We start from the raw sequence: 13,692 nt of genomic DNA, 5'->3' as shown, positions 1-13,692 counted from the left end.
TCGGCGTTCCCCCACCCGCCCGCGCGTAGGCTTGACGGGTGAACCCGCGTGCTCTCCGCTTCGCCGGCCCGGTGATCCTCGCGGGCGCGGGTCTCGTCGCGCTCCTGCTGGGCCTGGCCTACGGCGGCGGCGCCGCACCGCTGGTGATCGGCGACCCCGGTCCGGTCGTGCGCTGGGGTCTCCCCGTGGCGGAGCTCGTCGTCAACCTCTCGGCCGCGCTCCTCGTCGGCTCGCTGGTGCTCGCGGTGTTCGCGTTCGCGTCGGGGTCGAAGGAGTTCGACCTGGCATTGGATGCCGCCTCCGCCGGCGCCGCGATCCTCACCGTCTCGGCGGGCTCGACGGCCTACCTCACCTTCCTCAAGGTGATCCCGGCGCGGCCGAGCGCCGACGCGGCGTTCGGCGAGCAGCTCGGCAGGTTCCTCGTCGACACCGACCCGGGTCGCGCCTGGCTCATGACCACCGTGGCTGCAGCTGCGCTGACCGTGCTTGCCTTCGCCGTCCGCGGCTGGCTGGCGACCCTGCTGGTGACGATCCTCGCGATCGCCGCGATGGTGCCCATGGCGACCGCCGGCCACACCGGCAGCGAGGCCAACCACAACTCGGCCGTCACCTCGCTCTCGCTCCACATCATCGCGGCGGCGGCGTGGCTCGGCGGTCTGCTGCTGATCGTGCTGCTGCGACCCGTGCTGTCGCGCGACAAGCTGGTCGTCGTCCTGCAGCGCTACTCGAGCATCGCGCTCGCCGCCTTCATCGTGGTCACCCTCTCGGGTGTCGCCCGCGCCCTCATCGGGCTCGTCAGCCCCGCGAATGTCTTCTCGCCGTACGGCGCGCTCGTCATGGTCAAGGTCGGGGCCCTGCTCGCGCTGGGTGTGCTCGGAGCGATCTACCGCCGGCGGCTGATCGCCGGCATCCGCGACACCGCCGTCGCCGCCCGCTTCTGGACCCTCGTCGCCGTCGAGGTGCTCTTCATGGGCATCGCCTCGGGCGCGGCGGTCGCCCTCTCGCTCACCCCACCGCCGGTCGACACCACGATTCCCACCGACGCGACCCCCGCGGAGGTGCTCACCGGATCGCCCCTGCCGCCCGAGCTCACCCCGCTGCGCTTCGTGACGATGTGGGACGTCGACCTCATCTGGGCCTTCGCCGTCGGGTTCGGCCTATTCTTCTACCTCGCGGGGGTGCGCCGGCTCGCCCGCCGCGGCGACCGCTGGCCGATCGGCCGCACCGTCCTGTGGGTGACCGGGCTCCTGCTCCTGCTGTACGTGACGTGCGGACCGGTCAACGCGTACCAGGACTACCTCTTCAGCATGCACATGGTCGGACACATGCTGCTGTCGATGGCGATCCCGATGTGCCTCGTCTTCGGTGCGCCCGTGACCCTCGCGTCCCGCGCCATCCGCAAGCGCGACGACGGCACGCGCGGCGGCCGCGAGTGGATCCTCTGGGCCGTGCACAGCCCCTACGCGAAGATCATCACGCATCCGCTCGTGGCGGCGGCCCTGTTCATCGTGTCGCTCTGGGCGTTCTACTACACCGACATCTTCCGCTGGACGCTGTACGACCACCTCGGTCACGAGTGGATGGTGCTGCACTTCCTCACGGTCGGCTACCTCTTCGTCCTCTCGCTCGTCGGCATCGACCCCGTGCCCTACCGGCTGCCGCACGCCGGCCGCCTGTTGACCCTCATCGGCGTCATGGCGATGCACGCGTTCTTCGGCATCGCGATCATGATGTCGTCGGGACTGTTCGTCGCCGAGTGGTTCGGCTCGATGGGGCGGACGTGGGGTCTCGACCCGCTCGCCGACCAGTACATGGGCGGCGGCATCGCGTGGTCGATCGGCGAGATCCCGACGCTCATCCTCGCGATCGTCGTCGCCGTGCAGTGGAGCCGGTCGGACGAGCGACGCCAGCGACGCGACGACCGGCAGGCCGACCGCAGCGGCGATGCGGAGCTCGAGGCGTACAACGCCCGGCTCGCCGCGATCGCCGAACGGGATGCCCGGCGCGAAGCCGCGCGCTGAGCCCGGTCAGTCCGCGGCCGACACCGCGATCGACGCGGTGCCGTCGGGGAGGATCGTGATCTTGCCCGTCAGGAAGAACGGGACGAGTTCGGTCACGTCGTAGATCGAGCCGTCGAAGATCGACTGGATCTGCACGTCGATCTTGGCGACCGCCTGCGTGCGCGTGATCGCCCATCCGGCGCCGTCGGGCTCGAGGGTGACGACCGGGTTCTCCTCGATCGACCAGGTGGGCGGCTCGACGATGCGGTTGCGCACGTAGTACCCGAAGGGGCATCCCGTCGGCTGCAGCACCTTCTGCGTCGCGCACTCCGCGAGGAACGCGTCGACCTCGCGCTGGACCACGCCGACGAACTCGTCGGTCGGCTCCGCCTGGAACGACACCGGGATCTCGGCGAGCGGGGTGTCCGACAGCACGGCGACCCCGGGGCTCGTCGTCGCCGCGGTGTCGACGGTGATCGAGTAGAGCCCCGGCGAGAAGGCGAGCATCGGGATCGGCTCGAGCGGGTCGGCTTCCTCGGCCTCGGGCGAGACCTGACGCTTGTCGATCTCGAAGCCGTTCACCTCGAACTGCATCGACCCGCGGACCCCGAGCTCGATCACCGCGAGAGGGCTCTGCGCGAACCGCCATCGGGGGAGGATGCCGCCCTCGTCGTCGTCGCGCTCGACCTCGAACGTCGTCTCGCCGGCGTGACCGCCTACGCGGTAGGTGACGGTGACGGCCGTCGTGCCGTCGGCATCCGTCTCCTCCGACACCGGCTCGACGTCGGACAGCGGCGTCAGCGTGCTGCCGCGCAGCAGCGCCGCGCTGGCATCGGCCGGCAGACCCGCGGCGGCGAGGTCCTTCGACGTGGCCGAGACGCCGGGCACGAGCAGGGCGTCGGTCGCGCGCCCGTCGGCGAGAAGGTGCAGGTAGTCGAGCACGAACGCGGTCGGGCTGTAGAGCTGGCGGTACAGGACGGCCGACGTCGCGCCGACGGCGCCGATGAAGAGGATGCCGACCACCCCCAGCACCGTCAGGTCGAACGCGAGCTTGCGGCGCCGACGGGGTCCGGCGACGGTGGCCGTGCGGGTGCGGGGTGCGGGAGCGTCGGACGCGGCGGCATCCGCCACCGCCTCTTCCCCCTCGCGTTCCACACGCTCAGTCTAGGAAAGCCCGGCTGGTAGCTAGCATTGTTCCGGTGAGCACGCCGCCCCTGTCTCCCGAACAGGACGCGCTCTTCCGTCTCATCGAGGACACCCGCGAACACGTGTTCGTCACGGGTCGTGCCGGCACCGGCAAGTCGACGCTGCTGCAGCACCTCGCGTGGAACACGAACAAGCAGATCGCCGTCTGCGCACCCACCGGCGTCGCCGCGCTCAACGTCGAGGGTCAGACGATCCACTCGCTGTTCAAGCTGCCGATCGGCCTCATCGCCGACAGCGAGATCGAGCAGACCGACGCGACGCGCAAGATCCTCAACGCCATCGACACGCTCATCATCGACGAGGTGTCGATGGTCAACGCCGACGTCATGGACGCGATCGACCGGTCGCTGCGCCAGGCCCGCCGCCGACGCGCCGAGGCGTTCGGCGGGGTGCAGGTCGTCATGTTCGGCGACCCGTACCAGCTCTCCCCGGTGCCGCCCCGCGGCGACGAGTTGCGCTACATCCAGGACCACTACCGCTCGTTCTGGTTCTTCGACGCGCAGGTGTGGGCAGGGCCCCGAGCGGATGCCGGGGCGATCCGCTCCGACGGGCTGCTCGACCTCGGCCGGGTCGGCGCTCCGCTGCACATCGCCGAGCTGCGCGACATCCACCGCCAGTCCGACGACGCGTTCAAGGCGATGCTCAACGCCGTGCGCCACGGGATCGTGACGGCCGACATCGCCGGCGCGCTGAATGCCGCCGGGGCCCGCAAGCCGCCGGAACCCGCCGCCGGCGAGGTGCCGATCATCACCCTCGCGACGCGCAACGACATCGTGTCGCGCATCAACCAGCGCCACCTCGACGCGCTGCCCGGCCCCGCCCAGACGGCCCGTGCCGAGATCAGCGGCGACTTCGGGCGCGGCGACGCCTACCCCGCCGACCAGGAGCTGCAGCTGAAGGTCGGGGCGCAGGTCATGTTCCTGCGCAACGACATCGGCGGGTTCGGCGGCGACGGTCCGCGGTGGGTCAACGGGTCGATCGGCACCGTCACGCGGATCGCGGGCGGCACCGTCCGCGTCGAGCTCGACGGCGAGGAGCACGACGTCGAACCGACGGTGTGGGAGAAGTTCCGTTACGCCTACGACCCCGGCACCCGCAAGCTGACCCGCGAGATCGTCGCCGAGTACACGCAGTTCCCGCTGCGTCTCGCGTGGGCGGTCACGATCCACAAGTCGCAGGGCAAGACCTACGACCGCGCGATCGTCGACCTCGGCAACGGGGCGTTCGCGCCGGGGCAGACCTACGTCGCGCTCTCACGGCTGACCTCGCTCGAGGGGCTCTACCTGTCGCGCCCGTTGCGCCCCGCCGACATCCTCGTCGACCGCGACGTGCGGCGCTTCATGGCCGGGGTGCGGGCGGCGCAGAACGCGGGGTGAGCCGCGGCATCCGCTCGTCGGGTCAGGCGGCAGAGGTGCGTTTCGCCGCCGCGAGGTCGGCGCACAGCTCGGTGTTGAAGCGGTAGGCGAGGAGGACTTCGTCGCTCACGCGCTCGGGCTCGGCGGCATCCCACGGCACCGCGACGTCCTTGAACGCGGCGGGGTCGGCGATGTCGTCGAAGACGGTTGACCTGAAGGTCGGATCGTCTAGGAATGCGGGCGGGGCTCCACGCCGAGCCGGGCGCTGGCCGCGTCGTAGAGCGCGACGATCTCTCGCCGGACTTCGGCGCGCTCGGTGATCGCGCCGCCGGGCCAGGGGATGCGGATGACGTCCTCGGCCCCGTCCGCGGTGATCACGTGCCACTCGCCCGCGGCGCCGTCGAAGGTCGTCATCGTCGCCGCGATGACGTCGGGGAGCGGCGAGAACGCGCGCGCGATGAGCACGTTGTCGTCGGTGTGGTCGGCGTTCATGTGGTGGAGCACGGCGCGCTGCACGGAGTCGTCGAAGACGGCGATCATGCGCACAGCCTAGGAGGGCGCGGTCGGGCGAACGGGAGGCGGCCGACGGGTGTGCTGTAATCATGGGACGGGAAGAACGGGGGTGATCTGCGCGTGGCAGGACGAGTGTCGAGACGAGTGGTCGCAGCAGTGACGGCGCTCGGTCTCGCGATCGGTCTCGGAGCGTGCTCACCCGAACCCGCGCGGATCGACATCGGCGTCGACCAGGTCGACGGGGCCCTCCCGTCGGATCTGACCGACCAGATGCAGACCCTGACCGAGACGGCGATGACCGCCGTCGGCGCGAGCGGGGCGATCGTCTCGGTGTCGGTGCCCTGGTCGGGGCAGTGGGTCGCCGGTGTCGGCACGTCGGGCGAGGGCGGCCCGAAGGTCGACCCCGCGATGACCTTCAAAGCCGTCAACGTCACCCGCGCGATGACCTGCGACGTCCTGTACGCCCTCGTCGAGAAGGGCACCGTCGCCCTCGACGACAGCATCGCGGAGTACGTCGACTCCTATCCGGCCGAGAGCGACATCACCCTCGGCGAGCTCTGCGACAGCACGAGCGGACTGCACGGATATCTCGGCGCGATCTTCAAACGCGTCCTCGCGACGCCCGAGCGCACCTGGAACCCGCGCGAGCTCGTCGCCTACGGCCTCGGTCAGCCGCGCGCCTTCGAGCCCGGCGCACGCTTCGCGGAGTCCGACACCGGGTACGTGCTGCTCGGCATCGTGCTCGAGCGTGCCGCGAACACGCCGCTGAACGAGCTCTTCGACGAGTACGTCTTCCAGCCGCTCGGGATGACCTCCAGCTCCCTCCCCGCCGGGGTCGGCGGGGGCGACCGGCTGAAGGGCTCGTACCTCGCGTCCGGTGAGGACGGCAAGGCCGACTGCAGCGCCCCGACGGACATGACGGACCTCACTTCGAGCGTCGGCGCAGCGGCGGCCGGCGCCGTGTCGAGCGTCGCGGACCTCTCGACCTACGTCCGCGCCCTGGCCGTCGGCGCCCGCCCCTACGACGTGGAGCAGCGCCTCGCGGACGCCCGTCCCGTCGCCGACTCGCAGCCCACCTGGTTCACGGCCAAGGGCGGCACGTATCAGGGCGACAGCCTCGTCGGGCAGTACGGCTCCCTCCCGGGCTACATGGTCGCGGCCTTCGCCGACCGCGAGACCGGGATGTCGGTCGTCGTCGTGCTCAACGACTCGCGGGCGTCGTCGAACGTCGCGCGCCTGCTCGCCTGGCAGCTCGCCGCCCTCGCATCGAAGGCTCCTGCCGCCGACGGTCGCACGGCTCCCGAGCTGGGCCTGCCGTGGACGGTCGAGAGCCTCGGCGAGGAGCTCGCCGGCTACGCCATCTGCGGCGAGTGACCACACGCACCGCCCCGACGACCGCGGTCGTCCTGGTGGTCGTCGGCCTCTGCTGCCAGGAGGTCGGTGCCTCGCTCGCCGTCCTGCTGTTCCCGCAGGTCGGCCCGCTCGGGATGGTGATGCTGCGCCTCGTGTTCTCGGCGCTCATCCTGTGGCTCATCGCCCGTCCGTCGCTGCGCGGGCATAGCCGCGCCGCGTGGACCGCCGTCGTGCAGCTCGGCGTCGCGCTCGCCGTCATGAACGGCTTCTTCTATCTCGCGCTCGAACGGCTCGCGCTCGGCGTGACGGTCACGATCGAGATCCTCGGACCGCTGGCTCTCTCGATCATCGCGAGCCGGCGCGCGTCGGCGTGGCTGTGGGCAGGGCTGGCGCTCGTCGGCGTCGTCGCGCTCGGCGGCGGCGGCTTCGACCGGCTCGATCCCCTCGGGGTCGTCTTCGCCCTGGGCGCGGCCGTCAGCTGGGCGTTCTACATCCTCGCCTCGGCGAAGGTGGGCGCCGCCATCCCCAAGCTCGACGGCCTGGCGCTCGCGATGGCGGTCGGTGCCGTCCTGTCGCTGCCCTTCGGGGTCGTGGATGCCGGTGCGTCGCTGCTCCGCCTCGATCTGGTCGCGCTCGGCGCCGCCGTCGCGATGCTGTCGTCGACCATCCCCTACGCGCTCGAGCTCATCGCGCTGCGTCGCCTGCCCGCGGCGGCGTTCTCGATCCTCATGGCACTGGCCCCCGCGACGGCGTCGCTCGCCGGGTTCCTGCTGCTCGGCCAGCACCTGAGCCTGCTCGAGGTCGCGGGCATCGCGCTGGTGATCGTCGCGTCGATCGGCGCCGTCCGTGCGGCGGGCCGCCGAGCGCGCGACGTCGCGGAGCCCGTCGGCTGACGCGCCCGGGGGTTCCCGCGCCGGGCGCGGCGTGCGCCGCCAGAGCGTGGGTCGCTGCCGAGCGCGCCGGTTGGTGAGCGTGCTGTGCAGGCGCTTTCGGCACGGAGGAGCGCTTTCGCGGGCGGCACGGAGCGGATGCCGCGCACGCGACGTCGCCGAGCCCGTCGGCTGACGCGCCGGGGGTTCGCGCGCCGGGCACGGCGTGCGCCGCGAAAGCGTGCGTTGCTGCCGAGCGCGCCGGTTGATGTCGGTGCTGTGCAGGCGCTTTCGGCACGGAGGAGCGCTTTCGCGGGCGGCACGGAGCGGATGCGGCGCGCGGGGTGGGTCAGGCGGCGCGGGTGAGCGGGGCGGCGGCGGCGAGGTAGCGCTCGACGACGACCCGTGCGACGAGGTCGTCGGGCGCCAGCGCCGCGGTGACGAGGTCGGCGCCGGAGCGGGCGATGACGTCGGCGAAGTAGCCGGGGGCGAGGACGTAGCTCGCGGCCACGACGCGGGGGGCACCGGCATCCCGCGCCGCAGCGACGGCGGCCCCGATGCGGGTTCCCGCGCCCGCGGCGAAGCCGACCGACACCGGGCCGTCGATGCGCTCGCGCAGCAGGTCGGCCATCGCGACGACGTCGACGGATGCCGCGGGGTCGGTCGATCCCGCCGCCGCGAGCACCACCGCGTCGCCGGGAGCCGTCCCCGCCTCGCGCAGTCGCGTCGCGAGCAGGTCGGCGAGCAGCGGATGCGGCCCGAGCGGTGCCGTGGCGGAGGCGCGGCCCCCGGCATCCGTCACCGCGCGAGCGATGTCGACCTTCGTGTGGAACCCCGTCGACAGGAGGAGCGGGACCACGACCGCGGCGCGCGGCGCGGTCGCACGCACGACGTCGTCGATCTCGGGCTGCTGCACGTCGACGAACGCCTCCTCGACGGCGACGTGCGGAAGGAGCAGCCGTACCTTCTCGACGAGGGCCGAGATGGCGGTACGGCCGGCGACCGAACTGGTCCCGTGCGAGCAGGCGATGAGGACGGGCGTCACGGTGATCCTTCCGGGGCGAGGACGTCGAGGCGGTACCCGCGCTTGACGACGGTGCGGATGAGGGTCGGGATGCCGAGGGCTTCGCGCGTGCGCGCGATCGCCACGTCGACGGCGTGGGCGCTGTCGGCACCCGAGCGGGGCAGGGCGGCGGCGAGTTCGGCCCGCCCGACGACGCCGCCGCGGGCGGCGAAGAGCATCGCGAGGATCGACGCCGACGTGCGCGACAGGGGCAACACGGCACCGTCGAGGACGGCGGCGCCGCTGCGCAGCTCGAGGCGCCCGGCGGGCGTGGCGAGCGACGGCGCGCCCCCGCCACCGAAGTGGGTGACGACGGCGCGAACGAGCGAGCCGAGCCGGCCGCGCTCGGCGATGAGCGGCGCAGCCCCCACCGCGACGAGAGGACCTGCGGTGATCGGGCCGACGGCCGCGAGCAGGAGGGTGCCGTCGGCGGAGCGCTGCACGACGTCCTCGAGCACGCCCTCGCGTCGCGCGGTCTCGATCCACTCCGCGGCCCCCGGCGCGGAGGTGAACAGCACGGCGTCGACCTCGCCCTGCGCGGTCTGGACCACCGAGCGCGCGACCGCGGCGCCATCGGGCGGCGGCCCCCAGCGGTAGACCGTCAGGCTCACGACGTCGGCGCCTGCCTGGGTGAACAGTTCGTCGAGGCCGTCCGCGCCCGAGCCGTGGTGCTGCACCGCGACGCGGCGCCCCTCGAGACCCTCGGCGAGCAGGAAGGCGCCGAGCTCCTCAGAGGTCTCGGACTCGGCGACCCAGTCCGCCGTCAACCCGGCCTGCTGGATCGCGCCGCGCGCCTTGGGGCCGCGTGCGACGATCTGCGCCCCCGCGAGCGCCTCGTGCAGGGCGCCCTGCAGGCCCGCCTCGTCGGCGGCCTCCATCCACCCGCGGAACCCGACCCCCGTCGTGGCCACGACGATGTCGGGCGGGGTGTCGATGAGCTGCTGCGTCGCCCCGATGAGCGCCTCGTCGTCGATGTGCGACACGATCGTGAGCGCCGGAGCGTGGCGGACGGTCGCCCCATGCCGCTCCAACGCCGACGCGAGCTCGGCGGACCGACGATCGACGGCGATGACGATCGTGCAGCCGCCGAGCGCGGCCGAGAGGGCGGGGCGGGGCGTCGTCACCGGTCGGGATCCCCTCCTCCCGCCGAGACCGCGGCCACGTCGGGCAGGAGCAGGCCCGCGGCGGCGACCTCGCCCACCACGATGACGGCGGGATTGCTCACACCGGAGGCCGCGGCATCCGTCACCGCGGCCGACAGGGTCGTGCGCGTCGTCCGCTGCGTCGGGGTGTGACCCCGTTCGACGATCGCGACGGGCCGGTGCGCGGGCGCCCCGGCCGCGAGCGCGGCGGCGACGAGCTTCGGCAGGGCGGCGACGCCCATGAGCACGACGGTCGTCACGGTGTCGTCGGCCAGCGCGGCGCGCGTCGCCGCCGACACCGGGCCCTGGCCCATCGTCACGTGCAGTCCCGCGGCGGTGCCGCGATGGGTGACCGGGATGCCGGCGGCCTGGGGCACCGACACGACACTCGTCAGCCCGGGCACCACCTCGACGGGAACACCCGCCGCGAGGCACGCGGCGACCTCCTCGCCGCCGCGGCCGTAGACGAAGGGGTCGCCGCCCTTCAGGCGGACGACGCGCTTGCCGGCGCGGGCGTGAGCGACGAGGAGCGCGTTGATCTCGTCCTGCGGCACGGGGTGGTGTCCGGGTGCCTTGCCGACATCGATCACCTCGACGTCGGGGTCGAGCTCGGCGAGGACGTCGGTCGGCCCGAGCCGGTCGGCGACGACGACGTCGGCCTCGGCGAGCAGCCGGCGACCGCGGACGGTCATGAGGTCGGCGGGGCCGGGGCCGCCGCCGACGAGGTCGACACGGCCGGCGGCGGTGCGACGGCGTCGCAGGGGCAGCATCCCGTCGCGCAGCGCCGCCGCGATCCCGTCGCGCAGCCGCGCGGAGCGGCGCGGGTCGACGCCGGCGTCGGACGCGACGGCGACGATGACGTCGCCCGATCGGGTCTCGGCACTCAGGCGGGCCGACCCGTGGGCGCCGTCCGACGCGTTGACGCAGAACACACGGACGGCGTCGCACCACGCCGCGACGGCGGTGTCGACGGATGCGTCGCCCGTCGCGGTGTGGACGAGCCAGGCATCCGTCACGTCGTCCTGACGGGCGGGGCGCGGGACCCACGTCACGCGGCCGGCGGCGACGTGCGCGCGCAGGGCGTCGCCGAGCGCCGGAGCGACCACGGTCACGAGCGCTCCCTCATCGAGGAAGCGGCCGACGCGCCGCCCGGCGACGGCGCCGCCGCCGACGAACACGACGCGTCGTCCCGTCAGAGAGAGACCCAAGAGGGTGGTCATCGCTGCTCCTCCCGGACGTAGACGATCCCGCCCTCGACGGCGGCGGGCCACACCCGCAGCGTCTTCGCGTCCTTGCCCTGCGTCTCAAGGCAGACCCCGGTGCGCAGGTCGAAGACCTGCTTGTACATCGGCGACGCCACCGTCGGGACCTCGCCCCGGGTGCCGACGATGCCGCGCGAGATCACGTTGGCACCGCTGTACGGGTCGAGGTTCTGCACCGCGTGGACGCGGCCGCCGTGCGTGAGGAAGAGGGCGATCTGCTCGTCGCCGAGCAGGGCGGCGCGGCCGCGCTCGACCTCGAGGTCGGCGAGAGCGCAGACCGCGGTCCAGCCGGCCGGCACCGCGGCATCCGTTTCGTGCACCATCATCGTCATCGCCGCACCTCCAGGGTCGTCCCCGCGATGAGGATGCGGCCGCCCTCGCGCTCCTCGGGCGTCGCCGGACGCGCCTGCCCGCGCTCGACCGTGTAGGCGAGCGAGGGGTCGGGTGTGGTCGGGGCGTTGACGAACGAGGCGAAGCGGCGGAGCTTCTCGGGATCGTCGAGGGTCGCCTTCCACTCGTCCTCGTAGTTGTCGAGGTGGCGGGCCATGGCGGCATCCAGATCCGCGCAGATCCCGAGCGAGTCGTCGAAGATCACGCGGCGCAGCTCGTCGATGCCGCCCTCGAGGTCCTCGAACCAGGGGGCGGTGCGCTGCAGGCGGTCGGCCGTGAACACGTAGTACATGAGGAACCGGTCGATCGCCTGCAGCAGCCCGGCGTCGTCGAGTCCCTCGGCCAGGAGCACCGCATGGCGGGGCGTGAAGCCGCCGTTGCCGCCGACGTACATGTTCCAGCCCGCCTCGGTCGCGATGACGCCGACGTCCTTGCCGCGGGCCTCGGCGCACTCGCGGGCGCAGCCCGAGACGCCGAGCTTGATCTTGTGCGGCGAGCGCAGCCCGCGGTAGCGCAGCTCGAGCTGCACCGCCATGCCGACCGAGTCCTGCACGCCGTAGCGGCACCACGTCGACCCGACGCACGACTTCACCGTGCGGAGCGACTTGCCGTAGGCGTGGCCCGACTCGAAGCCCGCGTCGACCAGTCGCTTCCAGATCTCGGGCAGCTGCTCGAGCCTCGCGCCGAACATGTCGATGCGCTGGCCGCCGGTGATCTTCGTGTACAGCCCGAAGTCCTGCGCGACCTGCCCGAGGACGACCAGTCCCTCGGGGGTGATCTCGCCGCCCGGGATGCGCGGGACGACCGAGTAGCTGCCGTCCTTCTGCATGTTGGCCATGACGTGGTCGTTGGTGTCCTGCAGGGTCGCGTTCTCGCCGTCGAGCACGTGCCGTCCGGTGAGGGTCGACAGGATGCTGGCCAGCACCGGCTTGCAGATGTCGCAGCCTCGGCCGGTGCCGAACCGGTCGATGACCGCGCTGAAGGTCGACAGCCCCGACACGCGGACCGCGTCGAAGAGCTGCCGCCGCGACATCGCGAAGTGCTCGCACAGCGCGGTGCTGAGGGCGGCGCCGGTCTTCGCCAGCTCGCTGCCGAGGAGCTTCGTGATCATGCCGACGCACGACCCGCACGCGGCTCCCGCCTTCGTGCAGGCTTTGATGCCCTTCACGTCGGTGCAGCCCTCGTCGTGGACGGCCGAGCGGATGCCGCCGGCCGTGACGCTGTTGCAGGAGCACACGAGCGCCTCATCGGGCAGGTCGCCCGTCGGGGCGGCGACACCGTCCGAGGGCAGGAGGTAGGCGACGGGGTCGCCGCCGAGGGCGCCGCCGACGAGGGGGCGGAGCGACCCGTAGGCCGACGCGTCGCCGACGAGGATGCCGCCGAGCAGCGTCTTCGCGTCGTCCGAGACGACGAGCTTCTTGTAGACCCCCGCGATCGGGTCGGCGTAGACGACGTCGAGGGCGCCGGGCGTCTCGGCGAACGCGTCGCCGAAGCTCGCGACGTCGACGCCCGAGAGCTTGAGCTTCGTCGACACGTCGAAGCCCGCGAACGAGGCCTCGAGCCCCAGCAGGCGCGCCGCGGCCACTTCGGCCATGGCGTAGCCGGGGGCGACGAGACCGACGCACTGGCCCTCGAAGCTGGCGACTTCGCCGATCGCGAGGATCGCCGGGTCGGACGTGTCGCAGCCGGCATCGATGACGACACCGCCGCGCGGGTCGACGACGAGTCCGGCCGCGCGGGCGAGTTCGTCGCGCGGGCGGACGCCGACGGTGAAGACGACGACGTCGGTGCGCTCCCACGACCCGTCGCGGAACTCCAGTCCCACGACCTGCCCGCTGCGGTCGGCGTCGAGGCGCGTCGTGATCGCCGACGTGCGCACGCCGATCCCGCGCTGCTCGATGAGCCGGCGCAGGGCGTCGCCGGCGGGCAGGTCGAGCTGCGCCGACATGAGCCGGTCGGAGGACTGCACGACGGTGCAGTCGACGTCGAGGCCCTGCAGCGCGCCGGCCGCCTCGAGGCCGAGCAGCCCGCCCCCGATGACCGTGCCGACCAGCCGGCGGCCGAGCTCGGCCGACCGGCGCTGCACGAACCGCTCGAGCGCCTCCACGTCGTCGAGCGTGCGGTAGACGAAGCAGCCGTCGTGGTCGTACCCGTCGACCGCGAGCCGGGCGGCGTACGAACCGGTCGCGAGGACCAGCCGGTCGTAGGCGATGCGCTCGCCGCGGTCGGTGACGACCTCGGCGCGGTCGCGCTCGATCCGCGTGACGGCGACGCCGCGCAGGAACCGCACCCGCTCGTCCGAGAGCGGACCCCCGTCGAGGGCGAGGTCGTCGGCCGACGCCCCGGCGAAGAAGGACGTGAGGCCGACCCGATCGTAGGGATGCCGCTGCTCCTCGCCGATCACGGTGATCCGCCACGGCTCGTCGGTGCGGCTGAGCAGGCTCTCGACGAAGCGGTGTGCGACCATCCCGGCACCGACCACGACCACGTGGGACGGGGTGGGGCCGGTGGAGCTCATGTCGTGACGGTATGCGGGCGA

The 13,692-nt window shown here is 72.8% G+C and carries 11 protein-coding genes; 4 read left to right on the top strand and 7 right to left on the bottom strand.

Going from position 1 to position 13,692, the window contains the following annotated elements:
• Nucleotides 1-38: 38 nt before the first annotated feature.
• A complete protein-coding gene (locus AYL44_RS07520; RefSeq protein ID WP_064002668.1) occupies nucleotides 39-2,021 on the top strand; it encodes a cytochrome c oxidase assembly protein in 1,983 nt (660 codons plus the stop codon).
• A 6-nt stretch (nucleotides 2,022-2,027) separates the two neighbouring features.
• Here AYL44_RS07520 and AYL44_RS07515 read toward each other — a convergent pair whose 3' ends face one another.
• Entirely contained in the window at nucleotides 2,028-3,155 is a 1,128-nt protein-coding gene (locus AYL44_RS07515; protein ID WP_064002667.1) for a hypothetical protein, read from the bottom strand.
• A gap of 44 nt (nucleotides 3,156-3,199) precedes the next feature.
• Between AYL44_RS07515 and AYL44_RS07510 the strand changes: the two genes are divergently transcribed.
• Nucleotides 3,200-4,582: an ATP-dependent DNA helicase gene (locus tag AYL44_RS07510; RefSeq protein WP_197471613.1), complete on the top strand. Its 1,383-nt coding sequence runs from the start codon at nucleotides 3,200-3,202 to the stop codon at nucleotides 4,580-4,582.
• Nucleotides 4,583-4,789: 207 nt separating this feature from the next.
• Here the strand turns inward: AYL44_RS07510 and AYL44_RS07505 are convergent, their stop codons facing one another.
• Entirely contained in the window at nucleotides 4,790-5,101 is a 312-nt protein-coding gene (locus tag AYL44_RS07505; protein ID WP_064002666.1) for a DUF2470 domain-containing protein, read from the bottom strand.
• Between the two features lie 117 nt (nucleotides 5,102-5,218).
• On the opposite strand from AYL44_RS07505, the gene AYL44_RS07500 reads away from it, so the two are divergent.
• Together AYL44_RS07500 and AYL44_RS07495 are read left to right on the top strand one after the other, a co-directional pair.
• Nucleotides 5,219-6,448, top strand: coding sequence for a serine hydrolase domain-containing protein (locus AYL44_RS07500; protein ID WP_064002665.1), 1,230 nt, complete (start codon nucleotides 5,219-5,221; stop codon nucleotides 6,446-6,448).
• Entirely contained in the window at nucleotides 6,445-7,320 is an 876-nt protein-coding gene (locus AYL44_RS07495) for an EamA family transporter (protein WP_064002664.1), read from the top strand. The genes AYL44_RS07500 and AYL44_RS07495 overlap by 4 nt, the downstream gene beginning before the upstream one ends.
• Nucleotides 7,321-7,645: 325 nt before the next feature.
• Here the strand turns inward: AYL44_RS07495 and AYL44_RS07490 are convergent, their stop codons facing one another.
• From AYL44_RS07490 to nirB, 5 genes are read right to left on the bottom strand one after another with little or no spacing between them, the layout of a single operon-like run.
• Nucleotides 7,646-8,341 carry a sirohydrochlorin chelatase gene (locus AYL44_RS07490; protein WP_064002663.1) on the bottom strand — a complete coding sequence of 232 codons (696 nt, stop codon included), beginning with the start codon at nucleotides 8,339-8,341 and terminating at the stop codon, nucleotides 7,646-7,648.
• Complete coding sequence (locus tag AYL44_RS07485) at nucleotides 8,338-9,483, bottom strand: uroporphyrinogen-III synthase (RefSeq protein ID WP_064002662.1); 1,146 nt, start codon at nucleotides 9,481-9,483, stop codon at nucleotides 8,338-8,340. The genes AYL44_RS07490 and AYL44_RS07485 overlap by 4 nt, the downstream gene beginning before the upstream one ends.
• A complete protein-coding gene (cobA, locus tag AYL44_RS07480) occupies nucleotides 9,480-10,721 on the bottom strand; it encodes a uroporphyrinogen-III C-methyltransferase (RefSeq protein ID WP_064002661.1) in 1,242 nt (413 codons plus the stop codon). The genes AYL44_RS07485 and cobA overlap by 4 nt, the downstream gene beginning before the upstream one ends.
• On the bottom strand, nucleotides 10,718-11,095 hold the full coding sequence (gene nirD, locus AYL44_RS07475; protein ID WP_064002660.1) for a nitrite reductase small subunit NirD: 378 nt from the start codon (nucleotides 11,093-11,095) through the stop codon (nucleotides 10,718-10,720). Before nirD ends, cobA begins: the two co-directional genes overlap by 4 nt.
• A complete protein-coding gene (gene nirB / locus AYL44_RS07470; protein WP_197471612.1) occupies nucleotides 11,092-13,671 on the bottom strand; it encodes a nitrite reductase large subunit NirB in 2,580 nt (859 codons plus the stop codon). The genes nirD and nirB overlap by 4 nt, the downstream gene beginning before the upstream one ends.
• Nucleotides 13,672-13,692: the final 21 nt, after the last annotated feature.

This window comes from Microbacterium oleivorans, from assembly GCF_001644225.1.
GTDB lineage: Bacteria > Actinomycetota > Actinomycetes > Actinomycetales > Microbacteriaceae > Microbacterium > Microbacterium gawkjiense.
Note: the sequence above shows the minus strand (reverse complement) of the source record. Positions and strands in the feature narration are given on the sequence as shown.